Source organism: Hydrogenophaga sp., from assembly GCF_018780075.1.
GTDB lineage: Bacteria > Pseudomonadota > Gammaproteobacteria > Burkholderiales > Burkholderiaceae_C > Hydrogenophaga.
In genome coordinates this window covers 1-23379 of sequence record NZ_JADMKB010000069.1, presented here as the reverse complement: position 1 = coordinate 23379, position 23379 = coordinate 1, and the positions used below count along the sequence as shown (strand labels likewise).

Sequence of the window (23379 nt, the reverse complement as noted above, 5' to 3'; positions counted from 1 at the left end):
CGATGAGCAGCACCATCCTCGACAGCGTCGCCATGGCCTACCAGCCGGTCTGGAACCGGCGGCGCCTGCTCGCGGCGGTGCGACTCAGCGTGAGTCCGGTGCAACCCGGCGCTGTCGATGCCGCGCACCTGATGCAGCTGCTGGGCGACGACTGGCCGGTGGCCGCGCCGGTGCTCATCCTCTCGCTGGGCTCGCCCGAGCTGCTGCACCAGGCGCTCTCCTGCAAACCCGTGCCCAACACCTGGCTCGAAGTGCCCGCCAGTCTGTTCAACCACCCCGAGGGCCTGGCCCTGCTGTCGGTGGCCTCGCGCCGGGGCCACCAGCTGCTGCGCCACGCCGCGCTGTCCGAACTGCGCGGCGAAGTCATCGCGCCACTGGACGCGCGCAGCCTGCTCAGCCTCGACGCCGAAGAGGCGTTCGAGGCGCTCAAGGCCCGCCCCGCCGAAGGCCAGCCCGTGCCGTCCACGCGCACGCCCATCCTGCCCGGCCACCTCTACCAGAACGTCTGCAACCTCAGCCTCGCCGACCATTGCCTCGACGAAGCCGGCGCCTGGGGGCTGCTCGGCTGGCCCGACGACGACGTGCTGCACGCCTGGCGCGCGCGGCCCATGGGCTGCGACGCGGTGGTGATCGGCATGATCCGCCAGGCCATCGACAACGACAGCTCGCTCGACCAGCTGGAACGCTTCGTGCGGCAGGACCCGGTGCTGTGCTACCGCCTGCTCTCGCACCTCAACTCCGCGGCCTTCGGCGGCCGCCACGAAGTGGGCTCGCTGCGCCACGCGCTGATGATGCTCGGCTTCTCCGCGCTCGACAGCTGGCTCGGCCAGCAACTCGCCGGCAGCGACAGCGACAGCGCGCTGCACCCTGTGCGCTACGCGCAGGTGATGCGCTCGCGCCTCGCGCAGCACCTGCTCGAATCCAGCTCCGAAGAAGCTTTGCGCGCCGAGGTCTACACCACCGCGCTCTTCGCCCAGCTCGACCGCCTGCTGCACCAGCCGCTCGCCTCGCTGCTCGGCCGCCTGCCGCTCTCGGGCCGCGTCTCGGACGCGCTGGTCCACCATGGCGGCCCCTACTTCCCGCTGCTCGACCTCGCGCGCGCCCAGGGCGACGTGGAACACCTGCACCTGCTGCCCGGCATCTGCGAACAACACGAAATGAGCCTGGAGCAGGCCAACCGCGCGCTGCTGCGCATGCTCTCGACCAGCCGCGACCACGGGCTCGTCCCGGCAAAACAGCCTGGGTAGGTTGCGCCCCCGCGCTCCGCCGCTGCGCGGGTCGCTGCCCCCCGAGGGGGTGCGAATTCAGCTTGGGGCGGCCCGGCGCTGAATTCAGCGCCCCCGCGCTGCGCCGCTACCATCGGGCCATGGTCACCGCCCAACCCCACCACACCAGCGCCCTCGTCCTGTTTTCAGGCGGGCAAGACTCCACCACCTGCCTCGCCCACGCCCTCGCGCGCTACCCGCGCGTCGAAACGCTGGGCTTCGACTACGGCCAGCGCCACAGCGTCGAGCTGCAGGCGCGCACCGTCGTGCTGCAGAAGCTGCGCGAGCAGTTCCCCGCCTGGGGCGAGCGACTCGGCGAAGACCACCTGCTCGACCTCGCCGTGCTCGGCAAGGTCAGCGAAACCTCGCTCACCCGCGACATGGCCTTCAAGATGGAAGCCAGCGGCCTGCCCAACACCTTCGTGCCCGGCCGCAACCTGCTCTTCCTCACCCTCGCCGCCGCGCTCGCCTACCGGCGCGACATCCAGGTCATCGTCACCGGCGTCTGCGAGACCGACTTTAGCGGCTACCCCGACTGCCGTGACGACACAATGAAAGCGCTGCAGGTCGCCCTCAGCCTCGGCATGGACCACCGTTTCCTGATCGACACCCCGCTGATGTGGATCGACAAGGCCGAAACCTGGCGCATGGCCGAAGCGCTGGGCGAATCGAGCGGCGTGGCCAGCGGCGGCCAAGCCTTCGTCGACCTGATCGTGGAACACACCCACACCTGCTACCTCGGCGACCGCGAGCACCGGCACGAGTGGGGCTATGGGTGTGGGCGTTGCCCGGCTTGCGAGTTGCGGGCTCGGGGGTGGGCGGGGTATCGAGCGGTGCGGTGAACATTGAACGCGCGGCCGGTTTGTTATCTATTTTTTTCCTGACGAATCCGCTTACTAGCCATGACCGCAACAGACGCCACTAGACAACGCATGCTGGAAAAGCTGGCCTGGATGAGACGCAGCACCGAGAGAATTCGAGCCAACCTTAGCAATCCAGCGGATGTTCAAGACCACTTCCTAAGTTTTACCCACGCCTCACATCTGCTCTATTTCTACTTCGCTGGCTGGGCGAAAGGCGCCGGAAAGGCCAGTAACGCCAAAGCACTTATTGAGCTGTACCTTGCCTCTATCGAGCCGAAAGCAGCTGAGGTATGGAGGTGCCTACAAGAGCTGAGAACGGAAGATGTCCACATAAACCCGGTGAGCATCATCAACACCGAGCAGCCAGGAGCTTTGATGCTCGATGGTCACGAGCTCTTGCTCGACGGATACCAACTGATGGCGGGTGAATATCGCTATGTCGTGCAATGCGCTGGGACTACCTTCGACGTACTGGACGTTTGCGAAACCGGGCTAGAAGTGAAACGTCGGTTCTGCGATGAGTTCGACTCTATTTGACCGTTGGTCTTGCTCCTGCGCCACGTCTAGTGGCTACAAGAAGGTGATGCTGCATTGGGTCACGTCCGCCAAAAAAACCGAGACGCGGGCCGCTCGGTTGGCCAGACTGCGGCAGGCCTGCGCTGCGGGCGAGCGGTTGCGGTGATGCCCCTGTCCCGCCGTGAACTCCTGCTCGCGGGCGCCAGCGCCCCCTTTCTCACCGCCTGCGCGACCGACCTGTCGCAGTACAGCGGCGAGCCGCTCCCCACGCTCGCGGCCCGGCTCGGCGTTTGCGCGGCGAGCCACGTCGCCCTGAACGCTGGCCGGCCCGGCGCCCCGGTGTGGGAGTCGGGTTGCGCGTCGGCAAGTCGCTGGCCCTCCGACCCCGTGTTCCAGGCGGCGTCGCTCACCAAACCCGTGATCGCTTTCGCTGCGCTGAAGCTGGTGCGCGAGGGTCGGCTCGATCTGCGCGCGCCGGTCTCGCGTTACCTGCCCGAGGGCTACGCCCACCGCCAGAAGCCGTTCAACGGCCCGGCCGACAACCCCATCGATCGGGTGCCCGCGAGCACCCTGGCGCGCATCCCGGTGGGGACCTTGCTCAACCACAGCTCCGGCCTGCCCAACTGGACGCGAGGCGCGCTGTTGCCCGGGTTCGAGCCGGGCACGCGCTGGCAATACTCGGGCGAAGGCTACGTGCTGCTGCAGGCCGTGCTCAGCGTGGTGGCCGGGCAGGACATTGAAACCTTCATGTCGACCACCGTCTTCGAACCGCTCGGCATGCGGTCCACGCGGCTGCGCCTGACGGACGACATCCGCGAGCGGGTGGTGGACGGCAGCTCGTCGCTGGGCGGGGGCGTCCGTTTCGACATCACCGAGCCCAACGCGGCGGCGTCGCTCTACACCACCGCCGAGGACTACGCGAAGCTGATGACGGCCTGGCTGACCGACGCGCCGCTGCTGTCGTTGGCGCTTGCCCATCCCATCCCCGTGGACCCAGCGCTGGGTCTGGCCTGGGGCCAGGGCTGGGGCATCGAGACCGCCGCCGGTGGCCCCTACCTCTGGCAGTGGGGCAACAACCCGGGGTTCCGTGCCTTTGCCATGGTGTCTGCCGCGTCCGGCAACGGGTTCGTGCTGCTCACCAACAGCGAACGCGGCATGCCGCTGGCCGCACCGCTGGCCCGCGCCACGGTGCCTGCCGAACATGGTGTGTTCCGGTTCCACATGCTGGGCTGACCGACGATCCTGAACCCGACGATGGACAATGCCCCCACCATGCTGACCACCTTCCTCACCATCGCCGTCCTGCACTGGGTCGTTCTCGTGACCCCGGGTGTCAATTTCGTGCTGATCGCGCAGCTGGCCGCGGGCAGCGCGCGCAGCGTCTCGCTCGCCGCCGTGGCTGGCATCACCACGGTCACGCTGACCTGGGCGACGCTGGCGATCCTGGGCATGGGCGCGGTCTTCGCGGCCCACCCGGCGCTGCGCCAGGCGTTCCAGGTCGCGGGCGGCGCCTACCTCTGTTATGTGGCGTTCAAGCTCTGGCGCTCGCCCCCCGTTGACTCGAATGCCGAGGTGAAACCGGTCACGACCAGCCGCCGGGCGGCGTTCCGCATGGGCTTCATCACCAACGTGTTCAACCCCAAGACCGCGCTGTTTTTCGGCAGCGTGTTCGCCACCGCGCTGCCGCCGTCGCCGAGCGTGTGGGTGCTGCTCGCGGCGGTGCTGCTGGTGTGGTTCAACGCGGTGGTCTGGCATGTGTTTCTCGCGCTGGCCTTCTCGCAGGGGCGCATCCAGTCGGTCTACCAGCGCTGGCGCATGGCGCTCAACCGGGGCGCGGCCGGGCTGGTGGGCGCGTTCGGCCTGCGGCTGCTGGCGGTGACGCTGCAGGAATTCCGGGCGCGGGGCTGACAGGCGGAGGCACCATGAACCCCAACGCCGACGTCACCTCGCTGATGCTGTCCGTGTTTTTCGGCGCGCTCGGCGCGGGCTATGTGATGTACGGGCGCAAGCAGCGCGCCCTGCCGCCGTTCCTGAGCGGGGTGGCGCTGATCGTTTTTCCGTACCTCGTCACCGGTGGCCTCATGACGCTGCTGGTGGGCACGGCGATCGCCGTGGTGCCGTACTTCTGGCGCAACTGACAGGACGCATGCATGTTCTCCCACATCTTCATCGGCGTGGCCGATTTCCCCCGAGCGCTGGCCTTCTACCGCGCGCTGATGCCGGTGCTCGGTGTGCAGGAACGTTTCTGTGAGCCCGAGCGGCCCTGGGCCGGCTGGCAGTCATCGCCCGACCCGCGCCCGCTGCTGTTGATCGGCACGCCGTTCGACGGCCAGCCCCACGCGCCGGGCAACGGGCAGATGACCGCCTGGCTCGCGAGCAGCCGCGCCATGGTCGATGAGGCCCACGCGGTGGCGCTGGCGCACGGTGGCCGCTGCGAAGGGCCGCCCGGCCTGCGCCCCGAATACCATGCCCACTACTACGGCGCCTACTTTCGCGACACCGAAGGCAACAAGCTCTGTGTGGCCTGCCACACGCCGGTGTCCCCGCCGGCGGAGCTTCCCTGAATCGCCGGGGTGTGGGTCAATGAATACCGTCGCCGTGCGGATCACGGCTTTTTTCTAGAACTGTCACATGAAGCTGTCACTTTCACGTTGTCGCTGGCCCCTGGTGGCCTGTCTGTCTTCGGCGTTCCTGCTGGGCTGCGCCGGTCCCCAGGTGGCGAAGGAGGCCACGCCCGAATCGACCAAAGATCGGGGCGTGGTGGTCGTGTCGGTGACGCACGATGCGGAAACCGGTCGCCGGGCCAGTGCCCAATTCGTGATCGACAAGGCCAGTGGGCAGTTCGAGACACGTTTGTTGCGTTCGGTGGAACAGGTCATGGGGATTCCCAAGGGCAGCGACTTCGACGACGAGCGAGGCCGCGTCTATGTGATGGACGTTGAACCTGGCGTGCATTCGGTGGATTCGTGGCAGTCCGCGGGTGACTCGGTGCGCATTGCTCCGCGCAACGCGCCCGCGCCGCTGCGCTTCGAGGTCAAGGCGGGTGAGGTGGTCTACATCGGCAACCTGAACCACACCACCGGTCGCAACCTGTTCGGCATGTCGGTGGTCGCCGGGGCGTTGCCGGAGGTGCGTGACCGCCGTGAGCTCGATCTGGCGATCGCCGAGCGCAAGGTGCCGGCGATCAAGGGCCGTGTGCAGGTCAGGCTGCTGCCCCTGGGCCCGTGGAGCGACGCGGCCGTGGACCGGCTGGTTCAAGCGGTGCCGCCCGCCATGCTGGTGCGGCCGGTCAAGCCGTGAACGCCACCGCGTGAACAACGGCAACGGCCCGGTCACACCCAGCCAAAGTAAGGGCGTGTCTGTGCTGCTTGTTCTGTGCGCCATCGGCGCAGCGATACAGGTTGTTGCCCTGGTTGCGCCCGACCCGTCCCGGGGCGCGGGTGTGCTGGCCTTTGCCTTCCTGCCCGTTATCCTGGCCTATCACGCGGTGCTGTGGACGGCCATCGCTGCCGGCCTGCCGTTGGCCGTCGCGTGCTTCTGGCGCCCGAGCGGCGCCCGGATGGTGGTCGGCATGGCCCTCGCCGCGCTCACGGTGGCGAACGCTGTGCCCTTGATCCAGGGGCTGGAGCGGTCCCGCACCGCCAAGGAGCAGGAGGCCACCCGAGACGCGGCGCGGGATGCCGAAGTCGCGACATGTGCCTCGGTGATGGCGCAGCGCGCCGGGGAGGCTGTGGCGTATTTTTCGATACCGCGCAGGGTTGTTGCCATGGGTGGTCCTTACGCGGTGGCGTTTGAAAACGGCTTGCAGGTGCGTCTTCCACCCGTTGATCCGCCCCGTCCGCCACAGATGTTTCAAGAATTTTTCTATGACCACCTGACGGGTTCGACCGTGCGCGTGGTGCTTCGTCCGCCAGCCACCGAACACCTGGGTGCGTGGTGCCAGATGGCCGGTGCCGCGTCCACCCTGCATGCGCAGGCGCTGGAGGGCGATGTGTACCTGCTCGACAGATAGATCGATGCCGCAGCGTACATGGACCGTGAATTTCCGCGGCCGCAGGCACAGGGGGACGGTCTCGCTGCTCCCTCCAGACGGATTGCGCGCTGGTTCCATGCGCACAGCGGGGACCGCACCTACGCCCCGACAGGCGTGAACCCGGGCGCGGGCTATGTGGTCGACGGGCCACCGTTCGCCGTTCTCCAGAGCCCGGTTGCCGATTCGGTGGGCCTCTACCTGTGCAACGCGCCATTGCAGCGCCCGGCGAGCCCGGAACATTTCCTGAGCACCGACCCCGCTTGCGAGGGGCAGGAAAAAGTCGCGCTCCTCGGGCACATCCGTTCCAGCCGCGATGGGCAGGCGCCTCGCTCGCTGCTGCGTTGCGTGGTGACGGTACAGAGCGCGTTGCGCACAGGTCCTCGGCATCTCGCCACGCCCGATGTTCTTGAGTGCCGGGGGCACGCCATCGAGAGCGTTCTGGGGTATGTGGCGGGTTGACGCCGTGCCCCAGCGCGAAGGGGCTGCACGCGTCGGTCCATCCGAGAACCCCGCTCAGTGTGAAGCGCTGGCGTACCCGCGCGGCCCCGGCCAGGTGCCGGTGGCGATGAAGATGCTGCCCATCCAGGTGGGGCGCGCTTCAAACCCCTGAAGGCGGGTGGCCAGTTCGCTCCAGGGGCGGTTCATGCCGTCGAGCGAACTGACCGAATACAGGGCCGCGCCCATCACGAAGAGGTTGACCGGCCAGGCCCACGGCGCCGCCCACTGCAACCCGGTGGCCACCACGCGGGCACCGGGTTTCAGGTGCGCCAGCACGTTGTCGAGCGCGGCCGGGCGGCGCAGGATGTCGTGGGTGAAGTGAAACAGGGCGGCATCGGCCTGGCCCCGCCACCGGGCGTCTTCCGCGGGTGCCTGCTCCAGCGCGACGTGTTGCCAGGCCGCTGCGGCGACACGCTCGCGGGCCTTGGCCATCATTTCGGGGCACTGCTCGATGCCCACGATCCGGCCGCTCGGCCCCAGCCGTGCCATCAGCGGCGCGAAGCTCAGGCCGGTGCCGCAGCCCACGTCCAGCACCGTCTCGCCGGGCTGCAGACGCAGGCGCTCGATGGCTTCGAGGCGCAGGGGCTCAAAGGGCTCCAGTTCGCTGTCATACTGGTGGGCTCGCGCCCGGTACTGCTCCAACGCCACGTGGCGAACCGGCTGTGTGGGTGGGGCTGTGGGCCCGTGTTTGACCATGGTGGACCTCCGCGACGGTGGCCCCCAGCGTACGGCGCGGGGGCCCGATCCACAAGCGTCAATTCATCCCAGGTGTGACCAGGCGTTGATCTCGGTCAAACCACGAACCGGGTGCGGCAGGCCCGGCCGCCGGCCTACGGCGTGATCCGCACCGGGCCTTTGCGCGCCGCCGCCGGGTGCTCGCGCGCGTCGGCCAGCGCCCAGGCGAACACGCCCAGCCCGGCCAGCGCCAGCAGCGCGCCGACCCAGCCGGTGGCCGTCCAGCCCAAGCCGGCCGCGATGGCCAGGCCGCCGAGCCAGGCGCCCAGCGCGTTGGCGGTGTTGAAGGCCGAGTGGTTGAGCGCGGCGGCGAGCACCTGCGCTTCGCCGGCCACGTCCATCAGCCGCAGCTGCAGCGCCGGGCCGATGGCCACGGTAGTGCCGATCAGGAAGATGTTGATGGAGCCCAGCACCACGCTCTGCGCGGTGAACACATAGGCCAGCAGCACCACGATGGACCACACCAGCATGCCGCCCACGGTGGGCATGAGCGCGCGGTCGGCCAGGCGCGAGCCCAGCACGTTGCCCACCACCATGCCCAGGCCGAACAGGGCCAGCACCACCGGCACGCCGGCCAGCGGCAGCCCGGCCACCTCGATCATGGTCGGCTTCACATAGCTGAACACCGAGAACAGGCCGCCGAAGCCGATGGCGCCGATGCCCAGCGTGAGCCAGACCTGCTTGTTGCGCAGCGCGCCCAGCTCGCGCAGCGGGCTGGCGCCGGCGGGCGCGGGCATGACGGGCAGGGTGCGCTGGATCAGACCGGCCGCCAGCAGCGCGATGGCGCCCACCAGCACGAAGGCGGCGCGCCAGCCGAAGTGCTGCCCCAGCCAGGCCGCGAGCGGCACGCCCATCAAGGTGGCGAGCGTGAGGCCGCTCATCACCAGGCCGATGGCGCGTGCCCGCTGGCCCGGCGCGGCGAGCGCGGCGGCCACCAGCGCGGCCACGCCGAAGTAGGTGCCGTGCGGCATGCCGGCCACGAAACGCAGCGCGTTGAGCGAGGCGTAGCCCGGCGCGGCAGCGCTGGCGAAGTTGCCCAGTGCGAAGGCCAGCATCAGCGCCACCAGCAGCGAGCGGCGGCCCCAGGTGGCCGCGGCCACGGCGAGCACCGGCGCGCCGATCACCACGCCCAGCGCGTAGGCGCTGATCACATGGCCGGCCTGCGGGATGGTGACGCCGATGTCGGCCGCGACCTCGGGCAGCAGACCCATGATGACGAACTCGCCGGTGCCGATGGCGAAGGCGCCGATGCCCAGCGCCATCATGGCGCGGCCGGTGTGGGCCATGGGTTCGGGCAGGGCGGGGGTGGACGCGAGGTCGGAGGCGGAGGGGCTGTGCACGGGGAAAGAAGAAAGAGGGGGCGGCCGGCATCGTGACACGGCCGCCCGAACGGCGTGCAAAACCTCAGTAGAAACCCTTAAATGCCAGGTCGAACAGCTCCCTCGCGGGCCGTGCGCGGCCCGCGAGGCCGGTTCACCCGCCTGACGCGTCCGCCGCGCTCAACCCGCCACCAGCCGGTGGCGCGAGCCGCCTCCCTCGCCGGGTTGCAGCGTCCATTGGCGCTGGTGGAACGATGCCACCGTCGGGCGGTGCGCGATCGAGATCAGCGCGCCGTTCTGCGATTGCACCAGCGCCTGCAGCCGCTCGTAGACCGTGCGTTCGGCGGTTTCGTCGAGCGCGCTGGTGGCCTCGTCGGCGAACAGCCAGCGCGGTTTCTTGAGCAGGGCGCGGGCGATGGCCAGGCGCTGCTGTTCGCCGCCCGAGAGTTTTTGCCCCCACGTATCTTGGTCGTTCAGGCGCCCGGTCAGGTCGGGCAGCAGCGCGTCGCGCAGCGCCTGCTGCAGCTCGGTGTCGCTGTAGCGGTCGGCGGCTTCGGGGTAGGCCAGCGCCTGGCGCAGCGTGCCCACCGGAAAGTAGGGCCGCTGCGGCAGGAACATCACGCGCTGGTCGAAATCGGCCGGGCGCTGCACCTCGCCCTTGGCCCAGGGCCAGATGCCGGCGAGCGCGCGGAACAGCGTGGACTTGCCGCTGCCCGAGGGGCCTTTGATCAGCAGGGTGTCGCCGGGCTTCACGGCAAGGCCCTGCGCCGACATCAGCGCCACGCCGCCGGGCAGGGCGAGGTCGAGGTGGTGAATCTGCAAGGCGTCGGTGATGCCGGTGGTGGCCAGCGTTTCTGCGGCTTGCAGCGCCTGGAAGCTGGCTTCAAAGCCGGTCAGGCGGTCGGTGGTGGCGCGCCAGGCGGCGAGGCTGTCGTAGTTGTCGACGAACCACGAGAGCGAGTCCTGCACCCGGCCGAAGGCCGACGAAATCTGCATCAGCTCGCCGAGCTGGATGGCGCCGCTGAAGAAGCGCGGCGCCGCGACGATGAAGGGGAACACCACGGCGGCCTGGCCGAAACCGGTGGTGAACCAGATCAGGCGCTTCTGCGCCTTGATGAGCTGCAGGTAGTTGCCGAGCACGGCGCCGAAGCGCTGGCCGAGCTGCTGGCGTTCCACCGGCTCGCCCCGGTCGAGCGCGATCGATTCGCTGTATTCGCGCACCCGCATCAGGTGGTTGCGGAAGTCGGCCTCCACCCGCTGCTGCTGGAAGTTGAGCCGGATCTGCGGGCGGCCGATGTAGTGCGCGAGCACGCTGCCGATGGCGCAATAGAGCACGGCCATCCAGACCATGAAGCCGGGGATGGTGTGCGAGCCGCCGTTGAAATCGAAGGCGAAGCTGCCCGACAGCGTCCAGAGAATGCCCACGAAGCTCACCAGCGTGACCACCGCGTTGAGCAGCCCCATCGAGAGGCCGAGCGTGGCGCTGGTGAAGAGGTTCAGGTCTTCGGCGATGCGCTGGTCGGGGTTGTCGGGCGGTGTGTCGGCGCCCTGGGCGAAGCGGGTGAGTTCGAGGTGGTAGAAGGCCTGGTTGCCGAGCCAGCGGTCGAGGTAGTGCGCCGTCATCCAGGCGCGCCAGCGCATCTCCAGCAGCTGCCGCAGGTAGAAGCGGTAGACCGCGATGATGATGAAGCCGAAGGCGAGGTAGGTGAAGCGCCCCAGCTCGCGCCAGAACACCACCTGGTCCTTGTTCTGCAGTGCGTCGTAGAACACGCGGTTCCACTCGTTGAGCAGCACCAGCATGTACACCGCGGCCAGGTTGAGCGCGATGATGGCCGCGAGCAGGCCGCGCGCCTTCCACTTTTCTTCGGAGTTGAAGTAAGGCAGGGCGAGGGCGACCACCTTGCCTGTGAAGGCTCGGAAGTTTTGAAGTTTGGAGAGTTGCTGGGTCATCAAAGATCTCTCAACAGGTGGAGCGAAGTGTCTTGAAAACAGGCTGCGGTGGAACCGGCTTTGCCGGGCCACTCGCAGCGTCCCCTTGAGGGGAAGACGCGCGCAGCGCGGCGCAGGGGTGGTTCATCTGTTCGAAATGCCGCTGGCCACATGACCGGCGGGCACGTGCAGCGAGGCCGACTCGATGTGCCCGGTCTGGTCGTCGAAGAAGAAGTCGGGCTCGAACTCGCGCAGGAACTCGCCCTTGGGCAGGCCACCGAGGAACATGGCCTCGTCCACCTCGATGTTCCAGTCCATCAGCGTGCGGATCGCGCGCTCGTGCGCCGGGGCGCTGCGCGCCGTGACCAAGGCGGTGCGCACGTGCATGGCGCTCGTGCCCTCGGCCTGCAGGCGGTGCAGGGCTTCGAGCAGCGGCTTGAACGGCCCGCCCGCCAGCGGCTGGCCGGCGTGGCTCGCTTCGTGGGCCTGAAAGGCCGAGAGGCCTTCGCTTTGGTACACGCGCTCGGCCTCGTCGGAGAACAGCACGGCGTCGCCGTCGAAGGCGATGCGCACCTCGTTCGGGTGCGCGTCGCTCGCGTGCACCGACAACGGGTACACCTGCGCGGCGGGCACGCCCGCGTCGAGCGCGGCGCGCACGTCGGCCAGGTGGGTCGAGAGGAAGAGGTTGGCACGCAGCGGGCGCAGGTAACGCCAGGGCGGCTGCCCGCGCGTGAAGCTGCCGCGCTGGATCGGCAGGCCGTAGTGCTGCGCCGAGCGGAACACGCGCATGCCCGAGACGGGGTCGTTGCGCGAGAGGATCACGACCTCGACCCGCTGCGTGGTGGCGTCGTTGAAGGCCAGCAGCTTCTTCACCAGCGAAAACGCCACCCCCGGCATCGCCGGCACCTCCAGCCGGTCCAGCTGCAGCTTCATGTAAGCCCGGTCGTCCCCGGTTTCAAACAGGTGGTTCTCTTCTTCAAAGTCGAACAGCGCCCGCGAAGAAATCGCAACAACAAGCTGGCCGTCAAGCGTCACAGGCATGGGGAAAGGTCTCCGCAAACAAACAAGAGAAGCGCGAAGCGTAGCCCAATTGCGAGGCAGCGGCAGGGTAGCAGGGGAGTCCGTCCCACCGGGAACGCGGTGGAACCGGCTTCGCCGGGCCACTCGCGTTGCCCCCCTTGGGGGTGACGCGCCCTTAGGCGCGGCGCGGGGGGTTACTTCACGAGTTGGTTCAGCTGGATGATCGGCATCAGCACCGCCAGCACGATCAGCATCACCACCGCGCCCATGACCACGATCAGCAACGGCTCCAGGATGGTGGCCAGGTGCATGGCGCGGCGCTGCACCTCGGCACCGAGCTGGTTGGCCGCGCGCTGCAGCATCACGGGCAGCTGCCCGGTCTGTTCGCCCAGCCGGGCGAACATCGCGACCAGCGGTGGAAAACGCTTCTTGCTCGCCAGCGCCGAAGCCAGCGGTGCGCCCTCGCGCACCAGCACCAGCGCGTCCAGCGCGTCAGCGCGCATGGCCTGGTTGCTCAGGGTTTCGGCGGCGGTCTGCAGCGCCCGCAAGATCGGCACGCCGGCCGAGGCGAGCATGGCCAGCGTGGCGGCGAAACGCGCCGCGTTGTAGCCGCGCGCCAGCCGCCCCACCAGCGGCAGGCGCAGCCAGGCCGCGTCCATGCGCTGGCGCAGCGCCGGCTGCTTGCGCGCCATCGCCAGCGCGAAGCCCCCGAGCACCAGCAGACCCAGCATCAACCAGCCGTAGCTGCGCACGAAGTCGCTGATGGCCAGCATGGCCACGGTGAGGAAGGGCAGGGCGCGCTTGCTGCCCGCGAACACGCCCGCGACCTGCGGCACCACGTAGCTCACGAGGAACACCACGATCACGATCGCGACCAGGGTCACGATGGCGGGGTAGAGCGAGGCGCCGATCAGTTTGTTCTTGAGCGCCTCGCGCGTCTCCAGGTCGTCGGCCAGGCGCTCCAGCACGCTGCCGAGCTGGCCGCTCTGCTCGCCGGCCGCGATCACGCCGGTGTAGATGGCCGAAAACTCGCGCGGGTGCTGGCCGAGCGCGCGCGCGAAGGGGGCGCCCGCGTTGACCTCGGCACGCAGCGAAGCCACCAGGCGGCGCTCTTCGTCTTTTTCCGCTTCTTCCGACAGCGCCGAGAGCGCGCGCTCCAGCGGCAGGCCCGCCGCCACCAGGCCGGCGATCTGGCGCGTCCAGACCGCGAGGCCGGTGGCGTTGAACACGCGGCCGCCCCAGAGCGTGGTGTTCAGCCCCTTGCCCTTGCCGTCGGCGCCCACGTTCACCGCCGGCTCCACCGCCAGCGGCACCAGCGCGCGCGCGCGCAGCAGCCCGCGCGCGGCCTTGGCCGTGTCGGCGTCGATCAGGCCTTTTTGCGTGGCGCCCTGGGCGTCGATGGCTTCGAAGGAATAGGCGGGCATGACGCGATCAGTCTCGGGTCACGCTCAGAACTTCCGCTTCCGAGGTGATGCCCTCAGCGATCAACCGCTGCCCGTCGGCGCGCATCGAGCGCAGGCCCTGCGCGGTCGCCGCCGCGATCAGCTCGCTCTCGGCCGCTCGGTTGTGCACCAAGGCGCGGATGGCGTCGTCGGTGACCAGCAGTTCGTAGATGCCGGTGCGGCCCTTGTAGCCGGTCTGGTTGCAGTGCGCGCAGCCCACCGGTTGCCAACGGCCTTCGCCGTCACGGCGTGAGCATTGGGGGCAGAGCTTGCGCACCAGCCGCTGCGCGAGCACGCCCAGCAGCGAACTGGAGAGCAGGAAGGGCTCGACGCCCATGTCGGTCAGTCGGGTCACTGCCGACGGCGCGTCGTTGGTGTGCAGCGTGGCCAGCACCAGGTGGCCGGTGAGCGAGGCCTGGATGGCGATCTGCGCGGTCTCGAAGTCGCGGATCTCGCCGATCATGATCACGTCCGGGTCCTGGCGCAGGATGGCGCGCAGGGCCTTGGCGAAATCGAGGTCGATCTTGGCGTTGACCTGGGTCTGGCCCACGCCGGGCAGCTCGTATTCGATCGGGTCTTCCACCGTCATGATGTTCTGCTGGGCCGCGTCCAGGCGCTGCAGCGCGGCGTAGAGCGTGGTGGTCTTGCCGGAGCCGGTGGGGCCGGTCACGAGGATGATGCCGTGCGGCTGGTGCACCAGCTTCTCGAAGCGCCCGAGCACATCGCCCTGCATGCCCACGGCTTCCAGCGTCAGGCGGCTCTCGCTCTTGTCCAGCAGGCGCAGCACGGCGCGTTCGCCGTGGGCGCTGGGCAGGGTGGAGACGCGCACATCGACCGCGCGCGTGCCGATGCGCAGCGAGATGCGGCCGTCCTGCGGCAGGCGTTTTTCGGAGATGTCGAGCTCGGCCATGATCTTCAGGCGCGAGATCAGCGCGGCGTGCAGCGCGCGGTTGGGCTGCACCACCTCGCGCAGCGTGCCGTCGACGCGGAAGCGCACGCTCGAATGCCGCTCGTAGGGCTCGATGTGGATGTCGCTCGCGCCGTCGCGCGCGGCCTGCGTGAGCAGGGCGTTGAGCATGCGGATGATGGGCGCGTCGTCGGCGGTCTCCAGCAGGTCTTCGATCGCCGGCAGGTCCTGCATCATGCGGCTCAGGTCGGCGTCGCTCTGCACCTCGCTCACCACCGCCGCCGCGCTCGATTCGCCCTGCGCGTAGGCCGCGCTGATGCGCTGGGTCAGCACCTCGCCGGGCTCCCACTGCATCTCGCTCACGTCGTGGCAGCGCAGGATTTCGCTCAGGGCCGAGAGGCGCCGCGTCTGCGCGGCCTCGTCGGACGCGGCCGTGCTGCTGCCGCACAGGGTCAGGCGCCCGGCGTCTTCCTCCAGCAGCCAGAGGTGCTCGCGCGCGAAGGCGTAGGGCAGCGGGTGCTTCATGGCTTGGCGGTCTCGGGCGCCGCCAGTGACGCAGGTGCCACCTGACCAGGCACTGCCTCCGTTGCGCGCTGCGGCGGCATCACCGGGCCTTCGTTGACCCGCAGCAACACATTGGGGTCGGGCTGGGCGTCTTTCTGCAGCGAGCGCATCAGCTCGTAGCGGTCGAGCGAGAAGCTGGTCGTGGCGCGCGCGTCGCGCAGCACCACCGGACGCAGGAAGACCATGAGGTTGGTTTTCTTGCGGTTGCGGGTTTCGCTCTTGAACAGGTTGCCGAAGAACGGGATGTCGCCCAGCCCGGGCACCTTTTCCTGGTTGCCCGCGTACTCGTCCTGCAGCAAGCCACCCAGCACGACGATGGCGCCGTCGTTGACCAGCACGGTCGATTCGATGGTGCGTTTGTTGGTGATCAGGCCCGTGGTCGAGTTCAGCGACGAGGCCTGCACGCTGCTGACCTCCTGGAAGATCACCATCTTGATGGTGCCGTTTTCGCTGATCTGTGGTTTCACGCGCAGGGTCAGGCCCACGTCCTTGCGCTCGATGGTCTGGAACGGGTTGACCGAGCCGTCGGACGAAGAGCCGCTGCCGCTGTTGGTGTACTGGCCGGTGACGAAGGGCACGTTCTGGCCGATCACGATCTTGGCCTCTTCGTTGTCCAGCGTCAGCAGGTTGGGGGTGGAGAGGATGTTGCCGTCGCCGTTTTCCTGCAGGAACCGAGCGAGGAAGCCCAGCAGGTACACGCCGTTGCGCCGCGAAGCCATGCCCAGGTTGAGGCCGGTGCCCGGTGCGGTGATGTCGGACACGCTGCCCTGCGCGATGGGCAGTGTGTTGGTCAGGATGTTGTTGCCGCCGGTGCCGAAGTTGGTGCCCAGCAGGCCCACCGTGTTCTCGCCGAAGTTGCCCAGCGGGCCTTGCCACTGGATGCCGAACTCGGCCGCCTTGTCGGCGTTGACCTCGGCGATCAGACTTTCCACATACACCTGCGCGCGGCGCGAGTCGAGCTGGTCGATCACGGCGCGCAGCTGGCGGTACTGCGGCTCGGGCGCGGTGATGATGAGCGCGTTGGTCGCCGGGTCGGCCTGGATCTGGCCGCCGGTCGAGGGCGCGGCGCTGCCGCTCACCGGCGCGGTGGCGGGGTTGGACGTGGTCGTGGTGGTGGTGGCGGCCCCGCTGGCGCTGCGCACCGTGGTGCTGCCCGACGCACCGGCGCTCGCGCCGCTGCTGCCTTCGCCGGCCATGGCCGCGCGCAACGTGGTGGCCAGCGCGGTGGCGTCGGCGTTTTTCAGGTAAACGACGTGGATGTTGCCTGCCGCATTGGCGGCGCTGGGGCGGTCCAGCTGGGCCACGAGCGAACGCGCCAGCGCCAGCCGGGCCGGGTTGGCCGCGCGCAGAATCAGGCTGTTGCTGCGCGGCTCGGCCACCAGCGTGGTTTTGTACGAGGGGTCACCGGCCTGACCAGCGGCGGCGCCCGCGGGTTCGATCAGCCTCAGCACCAGCGGCGCCAGATCGACCGCGATGGCGTGTTGCAGCGGAATGATCTCGACATCGGTGGCGCCGGACACGTCCAGCGCCGTGATGATGCGGCCGATGCGCTGCAGGTTGTCGGCGTAGTCGGTGATGATCAGCGAGTTGTTGCCGGGGTTGACGTTGATGGTGTTGTTGGGCCCGATCAAGGGGCGCAGCACCGGCACCAGGTTGTTGGCGTTCTCGTGGTTGAGCCGGAAGATCTGGGTCACGATCTGGTTCGACGACGCGAGCTGGCTGACCGGGCCGGCGTTCACCGGGTTGCCCTGGAGCTTGGCATCGGCCTCGGGCACGATCTTGTAGATGCCGCCGGTGTCCACCAGCGTGAAGCCCTGCAGGCGCAGTGCGGCACCGAACTGGTTGAGTGCCACGGCGGGCGGCACCGGCTTGTCGGTGGCGAGGTTCATCGTGCCTTTGACGCGCGGGTCCACGACCACGTTGCGCCCGGTGATGGTGGCCATGGTGCGGGCCACGGCCTCGATCTCGGCGCCCACGAAATTGAGCACCACCGGCTCGGCATTGCGGCGCTGCTGGGCCTGCGCCAGGGGCGCGGCCAGCGGGCCGAGCACGAGGCCCATGGCCAGTGCGAGCGCGGCGGGAGAGAAGGTCGGTTTCATGTTTTGATCCTATCGCGAAGTCCGGCGCGCAAACTTATCCGAACGTAAGCAGCGAGCGCACGCCTTCGCGCCGCCCGATGATGCTGAGCAGGTTGGCCAGCGCGGTCTCGTTGCCGGGCGCGGCCTGTGCGTCGCCGCGAAAGCGCAGCCGCCCGCCCACCCACTGGCCGTTGCCCTGGAGTTGCAGGCCGCCGTTGAGCGTGGTGAGCGCGAGCGTGGCCTGGTCGCCTTCGGGCCTGGCCCGCAGTTCGACGCGGTAGCTGCCCAGCGGGCGCAGCGTGGACACGCGGGTGGCGAGGTCGCGCGCTTCGATCACGAGCAGCCCCTTCAGTTGAGGTCGCCCGCTGTGCCAGGCCACCGTGAAGCCGGGCGACTGGAACAGCAACTGGCCGTCCAGGCGCAGGGTGTTCCAGGGCGTGCCCAGCCCGACCAGCAACGCGGCGGGCCAGCGGCTGCTGAAGGCAGAGAACACCAGGTCGGCGCTGCCCATGCCCGGGCGCACCGTGATGCCGATGGGCTGCTCGGTGCAGCAGGGTGAACTCAGTCGGGCTTTCAGGACCGGCCCTTGTTGCCAACCCGGCGCCAGCGTCCAGTGCACGCCTTGCGGCAGCGCGGTCTGGCCGCGGCTGCCCTCGCCGCCGCTGAGCAGCAGGTCGCCCCGACCGTTCCACACGGTGCCCCGGGCATTGACCAGTTGCACCCGGCCACCGGAGGCGCTGTCCAGTGCCATGCCCAGCCAGCGCGCGGGCGCAAAGACCAGCACAGCGGTCAGCAGGCCCAGGCCAGCACCCAGCCAGGCCCAGCGGACGGTATTGGGGCGTGCCATCAGTTGCCGGTTCCCAGACCGGGGCCGGAGAGCACGATCTGGCCCGTCCAGCCGTCGGGGTTGCCGCCGCGCTGCATCTGCGCCTGCACCGGCAGCAGCCGGGCGTTGACGCGCACCTGGTGGAGCCACTGCGCCAGCGCGCGCGGGGGTGTGCTGCGCAGGGTCACCGTGGCACGGTCGCCCTGCAGCGCCATCTGCGCACTGGCACCGAGCGCGCGGGTCGCGTCTTCGAGCGCGCGCAAAGCCGCGTCGCGGCCGGGCGGCGGGGTGGCGTTCTGCTTGCGCAGCACCTCGGCGCTGGCGGCCAGGTCTTGCATCTGGCTCAGTGCCTGGTCGAGCTGGGCCTGTTTCGCGGGGGCTTGCTGCAAGGTCTTGAGCGCGGGCGCCAGGCCCACCCACCACAAGAGACCCAGCCCCACGACCCAGGCGGCGATGTGCACCGCGCGTTGCTCGCGGGGCGACATGGCCTGCAGCGTGGTGCCAAGGCGCTGACCGAGGCGGGTCAGGGCGGAGGCCCTCAGGGCTTGATCGGGTGCGGCCATCAGGGGGCTTTCGGTCGGATGCGCAGCGAGCCACCTTCGACGCTGGCCGCCCAGCCGCGTTCGTTGAGCGCTTGCTGCAGGGCCAGGAGTTGGGGCTCGGGGACGTTCCAGGCGCCCAGCCGGGCGTCACCGGCGGAGAAGTCGAGCGCGGTGGGCGCGGCGTCGGGGGCCGCGGCCGCGATCGCCGCCAGCATGGCCTCCAGATCGCTGGTGGAGAGCGTGCCGCTGGCCTGTTGCAGGCGGGCCAGCGCGCGCCGCATCTGCAGCGGCGCGTCCATCACCAGCGTTTCACCGGGGAAGGTCTCTCGCAGGGCCTGCGTCATGGCGGCTTGCTTGGCGGTCATGGCGCTGCGCTCCATCCAGGCCATGGCGTTGATGCCCCCCATCAGCGACAGCAGCAGCGCCGCGAGGCCCCAGCGCGCGGGGCGCCAGGCCGGGGCGCTGCGGAACTGGCGCAGCGACTGGCGCAGGCGCTGGTTGCGCCGCGCGCCGCTGGAGAGGCTGAGGTCGAACTGCGCGAGGTTCCAGTCGGACTGGGCGCAGCGCAGCAACCAGGCCGGCGGTGGCATCAGGTCGAAGCGCTGGTTGCACGCATGTTCGGCCAGCGCGGTGATCGAGGGGTCGGCAAACCAGCGTGTGGTGGCCGGATCGGAGGCTGTCGGCAGGTGCCCGGTGGCGCCGCTGGCCGTGGGTCCGAGGTCCCCGAAGCTCGAATCGCCGAAGGTGCTGGTGGGGCCGAAGGTGCTGGTGCTGCTTTCACGCAGCGGGACGCTGCGCACGCCCAGCGGGTTGGCCGTGGTCAGCCAGACGCAGTCGCCTTCGTCGTGGGCCCAGTGCACGGTTTCGCTGCGATCTCCGCCCCCCGCCGATGTGGGCCAGAGGGCGGGCACGATGCGCGAGACCGGGCGGCCCGCAGTCTCGAGCACCTGCAACCAGGACTTCAGCCAGGCCTTGTGACAGGCCGCCACCCAGAGCGTCTGCCCGGGACGGCCGCCCGGCTCCAGCGCGAAGTGCAGTTCGGCCGGGTCGTTCAGCAGCCGGTCCTCCAGCACGCCGTCCAGTGCGGCCCGCAGCCGAGCCGCAGCCACCTTGGGCAGCGCCACCCGGTGCCAGGACACGGTGCGAGGCGGCAGCACCAGCACCACATCGTCGTCCGCCGGCAACAGGGCCGCGGCGCAAGTGCCGTGGTCCGCCAGCAGCTGGCCGTTGGGCGAACGGGCCCAGTCCAGCACCGAGGTCGGGCTGGCGGCGGCGGTGGAGAATTCGGTCGGGGTGAGGATCAGCACGTCGTGAGGCGGCGGCAGCGTGCGGGGCACGCCGGACAGTCTTTCATTCTAGTGAGATAACCCCGGACAGGCGAGTCGCGCCGGGTCACGGTGCCGCCACCCGTTCGCGCCACAGCACCAGGGTGGTCAGGCCGTTGCGCTGGATCAGCGAGTGCTCTTCGATCAGGGTGTCGTCCAGGCGCAGCCGCACACGCGCCTCGAAGAACCGGCTGCGCACGTCGTGGTTCGCGACGGTCACCGTTTCGGCGGTGGCGCCCGGGATGCGGGCCACAGCGTCCTCCAGCTTGGTGAACGGGTTGCTGGCGCGGCTGGTGAGCACCTGCTGGGCCATGGCCAGGTCCAGGCCCGGCACGCTCGCGCTCAGGGCCTCGGCGCTGGCGGTGTTGAGGTTGAGCCGGCTGCGCTCGGGCAGGACCGTGACGTGTTTTTCCAGGGCCGCGAGGCTGGCCCGGCTCAGGCCCAGCCAGCCCAGCTGGGCGTAGCGCTTGGGCACCAGGGGCGAAGAGGACGGCTCGGGGTCGTCGAGCGCACGCTCGGTGGTGCGCAGCAGGTTGGCGGCCGCGGCCGTCAATTCGGCGGGGGGCAGGTCGAGCAGCGCGTACAGCCGGGTGAACGTGGCCACATCCGGCGCCGACAGCTCCGCCTTGGCCTGTGGCCCGGTGCCGGTGATCCTGATCAGGTTGCGGAAGTTCAGACGCGACTGCTGGTCGATCATCTCGCCCGACAGAAAGGCCGGCATCAGTTCTTCGGCGCTGTTGTTCTTGTCGGCCGCCAGAAAGCTGGAGAGGCGGGCTTCTTCCAGTGGCGTCGCCCAGGGTTCGCCCAGGTGATCGGCCGCACCGGTGTTCTGGTTGCTGCGCGCGTCTTCGCGCAGGATCAGGCGCGCCCAGTCCAGCGCACCGACGAGGATCCAGCTCGCCTGCAGGCGCTGCCGCTCGGCCGCTTCCACCTCGGCCGAACGCCATTGCTGCCACAGCGCCGCCGAGGCCAGCGTGGCCACGAGCGCGACGGTGAGCATGGCGAGGAGGAGGGCTGCGCCCTGTTGGCGCCCCCCCGCGCCGCTTCGCGTCACCCCCCCAGGGGGGCGGCACTGGCCGTCCGGCAAAGCCGGCCCGGCGGTGCCCTGGGGGGACTTCCCCTCGTTCGTGAGGCACATGCGCCGGGCGGTCTTTTGGGGACTCATGTCGCAAGCCCCCCAGCGTCAACCGATCCGCAGCGCGCGAAGGGAGCCAGCCCCAGGGCACCGCCGGGCCGGCTTTGCCGGACGGCCAGTGCCGCCCCCCTTGAGGGGGGTGACGCGAAGCGGCGCGGGGGGTGTTTCATGTCCTCATGTCCTTCCGGCCTGCAGCGTCGGGCGCACCCAGTCGCGCACCAGGGTGCCCGCGAGTCCCTGCCCGGGCGTGAGGGTGAGGACCAGGCGCACGCCGTTGGGGATGCTGCCCTCCGAGACGGTGAGCACGCCTGCGCTTTCATTGCCGACCGAGGACAGCGAGTTGCCCCAGGTTTCACCCCGGTGGTAGAAGAGCTGCCACTGGTCGATGCCTGCGAGCGCCACGGCGCTGTCGCGGCCGTCCGCAGCGCCCGACTCGGCCCACTCGGCCGCCCGTTGCCAGACCTCGGCCAGTTCGTCGCGGCGCTGCACCGGGGCCGATTGCCAGCGCATCCATTGCGCGCCGGGCGCGTCGGCGCGGCCGAGGCGGCTCCACGCGACCACGCGCACACCCGCGCTGTTCAGGCCGTTGTCCCCGCTGTCCCGGCGGGTCATGCGCAGCAGCTTGCCGTCGAATTCGAGGGGATTGAGCTCATCGGTGTAGACCAATGCGTCGAGGTCCGCGTGCCATTGGCCCAGCGCCGCCTGCAGGCGCAGCAGCTCGTCGGCGCGCTGCTGGGTCAGGGTCTGGGTGCGGTTCATGCCATCGATGGAGCGCCAGCTCAGGATGGCCAGCATGGACATCACCGCCAGCGCCACCAGCAGCTCGATCAGCGTGAAACCCGCCTGACGGCGGCAGCGGTGCCAGAAACCGCGTTTCGCCGCCGGGCCGCCCCAAGGCGAAACAGCCCCCTCGGGGGGCAACGAGCCGCGAAGCGGTGGAGTGTGGGGGCCTCGATCCGCCGCCGGGCCGCCCCAAGGCGAAACAGCCCCCTCGGGGGGCAACGAGCCGCACAGCGGTGGAGTGTGGGGGCCCATCAATACCGCCCCATGATGGTGGAAAGGCTCAAGAGCCGCACGTCCACGCCGTCCACCCTCGATTCGACCAGCGCGTCCACGCGGCGGAAGTTGGGGTTGGGTGTGGGCACCACGGACAGCCTCACCTGCAAGGTGCGTCCGGCCTGCTGGCACTCGCTGGTGCTGTCGCCCACGCTGGGCAACTGGCGCGTCAGCCGCAGCCGGATCAACTCGTTTTCGGCGCACAGCTGGGCCAGCCACTGGTCGCTCTGGCGTGCCGCCGCGCGGGTGAGCGCGCCGGTGGCCTGCGAGCCGGCAGCGAGCGCCACGGCCACCACCGCCAGCGCCACCAGAATTTCAATCAGCGTGAAACCGCGTGAGCCTGGGCGCGGGGTCATGGCGTGAGGGGCGCCGCGACGACCGCAAAGGGCGCGAGGCCATCGGTGGCGAGGGTCAGCCGCCGGTCGCCCTGAATGAGCTCCAGGCGCTGCGCCGCGATCAAGGGCTCTGGCCCAAGCACCAGCCCGTCGGCGCCGGGCGGCTGGGTCACCCGCGCACGGGTCTCGGTGCTCAGCCAGGTGCGAGGCCGGGCCAGCGAGTCACGCGCCTCGGCGCGGGTGCTGATGCCCTGAAATTCGAAACCCTCGTCGTTGGCGAGCCAGCGCACCTGCACACCGCTGCTGCGCGACTGCGCCCGCCCCGACTCGAGCAGCGCGGCCAGGCGGATCGCTTCGCTCTCCAGCTCCTTGGCACCGGCGTCACGCAGCGACAGGCTCACCCCCGCCGTCGCCAGCGCCACGATGGAGACCACCACCAGCAACTCCAGCAAGGTGAAGCCCTGGCTCGCACGCAAGGGGGGCAAGGGGTTCTTGACCATTCACGGTAACCAGAGAAACCAACGGCGCGAAATGCCTTCACCCAGCGGGTGCCGACGATCCGGCTCCGCCGGTCGAAGGGCACCGTCCCCCTGGGGGGACGCCGCGCAGCGGCGCAGGGGGGAGCCAGTCACTGCCAGCTGCCCACGTCGGCGTCCTTGCCCTCGCCACCGGTCTGGCCGTCCGCGCCCAGTGACAGCACATCGACTTCGGCGTGCAGGCCCGGGTTCAGGTACTGGTAGGGGCGGCTCCAGGGGTCGGCCGGCAGCTTCTCCAGGTAGGGCCGCCAGTTCGGCGGCACCGGTGCCGCCGTGGGCTTGGCCACCAGCGCGGTCAGGCCCTGTTCGCCGCTGGGGTAGCGCTGGTTGTCCAGGCGGTACAGCTTGAGCGCCTGCATCAGGTTGTTGACGTCGGTCCTGGCGGCGGTCACGCGCGCGTCGTCGGCGCGGTCCAGCACGTTGGGCACGATCAGCGCGGCCAGCACGCCGATGAT

26 protein-coding genes are annotated in these 23379 nt (G+C 69.7%); 11 read left to right on the top strand and 15 right to left on the bottom strand.

Annotated elements, in window-relative coordinates:
- Positions 1-2: 2 nt before the first annotated feature.
- From IV088_RS13215 to IV088_RS13165, 11 genes are all read left to right on the top strand, one after another.
- Positions 3-1247: an HDOD domain-containing protein gene (locus IV088_RS13215; RefSeq protein ID WP_291102649.1), complete on the top strand. Its 1245-nt coding sequence runs from the start codon at positions 3-5 to the stop codon at positions 1245-1247.
- 119 nt (positions 1248-1366) lie between these two features.
- Positions 1367-2107 carry a 7-cyano-7-deazaguanine synthase QueC gene (gene queC / locus IV088_RS13210; protein ID WP_291102647.1) on the top strand — a complete coding sequence of 247 codons (741 nt, stop codon included), beginning with the start codon at positions 1367-1369 and terminating at the stop codon, positions 2105-2107.
- A 90-nt stretch (positions 2108-2197) separates the two neighbouring features.
- Positions 2198-2665, top strand: a complete 468-nt coding sequence (locus IV088_RS13205; protein ID WP_291102644.1) for a hypothetical protein — start codon at positions 2198-2200, stop codon at positions 2663-2665.
- Entirely contained in the window at positions 2646-2810 is a 165-nt protein-coding gene (locus tag IV088_RS13200) for a YdeI/OmpD-associated family protein (protein ID WP_291102642.1), read from the top strand. Before IV088_RS13205 ends, IV088_RS13200 begins: the two co-directional genes overlap by 20 nt.
- Positions 2810-3877 carry a serine hydrolase gene (locus IV088_RS13195; protein ID WP_291102640.1) on the top strand — a complete coding sequence of 356 codons (1068 nt, stop codon included), beginning with the start codon at positions 2810-2812 and terminating at the stop codon, positions 3875-3877. Before IV088_RS13200 ends, IV088_RS13195 begins: the two co-directional genes overlap by 1 nt.
- A gap of 39 nt (positions 3878-3916) precedes the next feature.
- Positions 3917-4552 (top strand): LysE family transporter, encoded by a 636-nt coding sequence (locus IV088_RS13190; RefSeq protein WP_291102637.1) that lies wholly within the window; start codon positions 3917-3919, stop codon positions 4550-4552.
- Positions 4553-4566: 14 nt separating this feature from the next.
- Positions 4567-4782, top strand: a complete 216-nt coding sequence (locus IV088_RS13185; RefSeq protein WP_291102635.1) for a hypothetical protein — start codon at positions 4567-4569, stop codon at positions 4780-4782.
- A gap of 12 nt (positions 4783-4794) precedes the next feature.
- A complete protein-coding gene (locus IV088_RS13180) occupies positions 4795-5208 on the top strand; it encodes a VOC family protein (RefSeq protein ID WP_291102633.1) in 414 nt (137 codons plus the stop codon).
- A gap of 67 nt (positions 5209-5275) precedes the next feature.
- The gene (locus IV088_RS13175; protein WP_291102631.1) at positions 5276-5944 is read left to right on the top strand and encodes a hypothetical protein; all 669 of its coding nucleotides are present in this window, start codon (positions 5276-5278) and stop codon (positions 5942-5944) included.
- Between the two features lie 10 nt (positions 5945-5954).
- Positions 5955-6656: a hypothetical protein gene (locus tag IV088_RS13170; protein WP_291102629.1), complete on the top strand. Its 702-nt coding sequence runs from the start codon at positions 5955-5957 to the stop codon at positions 6654-6656.
- Between the two features lie 18 nt (positions 6657-6674).
- Positions 6675-7136: a hypothetical protein gene (locus IV088_RS13165; protein WP_291102626.1), complete on the top strand. Its 462-nt coding sequence runs from the start codon at positions 6675-6677 to the stop codon at positions 7134-7136.
- A gap of 54 nt (positions 7137-7190) precedes the next feature.
- Here IV088_RS13165 and IV088_RS13160 read toward each other — a convergent pair whose 3' ends face one another.
- The 15 genes from IV088_RS13160 to gspG form a co-directional block, all read right to left on the bottom strand.
- A complete protein-coding gene (locus IV088_RS13160; RefSeq protein ID WP_291102624.1) occupies positions 7191-7871 on the bottom strand; it encodes a class I SAM-dependent methyltransferase in 681 nt (226 codons plus the stop codon).
- 134 nt (positions 7872-8005) lie between these two features.
- Positions 8006-9196, bottom strand: a complete 1191-nt coding sequence (locus IV088_RS13155) for an MFS transporter (protein WP_291102767.1) — start codon at positions 9194-9196, stop codon at positions 8006-8008.
- A gap of 213 nt (positions 9197-9409) precedes the next feature.
- On the bottom strand, positions 9410-11179 hold the full coding sequence (locus IV088_RS13150; RefSeq protein ID WP_291102621.1) for an ABC transporter ATP-binding protein/permease: 1770 nt from the start codon (positions 11177-11179) through the stop codon (positions 9410-9412).
- 123 nt (positions 11180-11302) lie between these two features.
- Positions 11303-12199: a 5'-nucleotidase gene (locus tag IV088_RS13145; RefSeq protein ID WP_291102619.1), complete on the bottom strand. Its 897-nt coding sequence runs from the start codon at positions 12197-12199 to the stop codon at positions 11303-11305.
- 173 nt (positions 12200-12372) lie between these two features.
- Positions 12373-13602, bottom strand: a complete 1230-nt coding sequence (gene gspF / locus IV088_RS13140) for a type II secretion system inner membrane protein GspF (protein ID WP_291102617.1) — start codon at positions 13600-13602, stop codon at positions 12373-12375.
- Positions 13603-13609: 7 nt separating this feature from the next.
- A complete protein-coding gene (gene gspE / locus IV088_RS13135) occupies positions 13610-15052 on the bottom strand; it encodes a type II secretion system ATPase GspE (protein ID WP_291102615.1) in 1443 nt (480 codons plus the stop codon).
- Positions 15049-17190, bottom strand: coding sequence for a type II secretion system secretin GspD (gspD, locus tag IV088_RS13130; protein ID WP_291102613.1), 2142 nt, complete (start codon positions 17188-17190; stop codon positions 15049-15051). Before gspD ends, gspE begins: the two co-directional genes overlap by 4 nt.
- 34 nt (positions 17191-17224) lie before the next feature.
- The gene (gene gspN / locus IV088_RS13125; RefSeq protein WP_291102610.1) at positions 17225-18016 is read right to left on the bottom strand and encodes a type II secretion system protein N; all 792 of its coding nucleotides are present in this window, start codon (positions 18014-18016) and stop codon (positions 17225-17227) included.
- The gene (gene gspM, locus IV088_RS13120; protein ID WP_291102609.1) at positions 18016-18558 is read right to left on the bottom strand and encodes a type II secretion system protein GspM; all 543 of its coding nucleotides are present in this window, start codon (positions 18556-18558) and stop codon (positions 18016-18018) included. The genes gspN and gspM overlap by 1 nt, the downstream gene beginning before the upstream one ends.
- Complete coding sequence (gene gspL, locus IV088_RS13115; protein ID WP_291102607.1) at positions 18558-19874, bottom strand: type II secretion system protein GspL; 1317 nt, start codon at positions 19872-19874, stop codon at positions 18558-18560. Before gspL ends, gspM begins: the two co-directional genes overlap by 1 nt.
- 55 nt (positions 19875-19929) lie before the next feature.
- Positions 19930-20916, bottom strand: coding sequence for a type II secretion system minor pseudopilin GspK (gspK, locus tag IV088_RS13110; protein ID WP_291102765.1), 987 nt, complete (start codon positions 20914-20916; stop codon positions 19930-19932).
- Between the two features lie 255 nt (positions 20917-21171).
- Entirely contained in the window at positions 21172-21918 is a 747-nt protein-coding gene (locus tag IV088_RS13105; protein ID WP_291102605.1) for a type II secretion system protein J, read from the bottom strand.
- Between the two features lie 113 nt (positions 21919-22031).
- Positions 22032-22409, bottom strand: coding sequence for a type II secretion system minor pseudopilin GspI (gene gspI / locus IV088_RS13100; protein ID WP_291102602.1), 378 nt, complete (start codon positions 22407-22409; stop codon positions 22032-22034).
- Positions 22406-22888 (bottom strand): prepilin-type N-terminal cleavage/methylation domain-containing protein, encoded by a 483-nt coding sequence (locus IV088_RS13095; protein ID WP_291102599.1) that lies wholly within the window; start codon positions 22886-22888, stop codon positions 22406-22408. Before IV088_RS13095 ends, gspI begins: the two co-directional genes overlap by 4 nt.
- Before the next feature lie 128 nt (positions 22889-23016).
- Positions 23017-23379 (bottom strand): type II secretion system major pseudopilin GspG (gspG, locus tag IV088_RS13090; RefSeq protein WP_291102596.1); only part of this gene is annotated, 363 nt, incomplete at its 5' end.